The organism is Pseudomonas sp. SIMBA_068, from assembly GCF_046534705.1.
GTDB lineage: Bacteria > Pseudomonadota > Gammaproteobacteria > Pseudomonadales > Pseudomonadaceae > Aquipseudomonas > Aquipseudomonas putida.
Window position 1 is genome coordinate 1 of sequence record NZ_JAWRYI010000463.1, and the last position, 274, is coordinate 274.

At 50.0% G+C, this 274-nt stretch carries 1 protein-coding gene; it reads right to left on the minus strand.

The genetic code is table 11. The annotated features are described in order from the left end of the window. On the minus strand, positions 1-274 hold a 274-nt coding region (locus SB756_RS29970), incomplete at both ends, for an aminoacyl--tRNA ligase-related protein (protein ID WP_410913223.1).

The following is a 274-nucleotide window of genomic DNA, read 5'->3' on the forward strand; positions in this document are numbered from 1 at the left end:
GGCCGTGCAGTGCGCCTGAGGGTTCATTACGGTGACAGCTGCCGAACTCTGCCATACGCAGCGGCAGGTCACGGTAGGATTTCAGACCCTGATTAAAGATCTGAACATGCCCAGGACAGTTCATCGGTTTGATGCAATATTCACGGTTCTCAGATGAGGTGGTGAACATTGCTTCTTTATAGTTTTCCCAGTGCCCGGTTTTTTCCCACAGGACGCGATCCATCATGAATGGACCTTTAACTTCCTGGTACTGGTACTCTTTTAACTTGCTGCG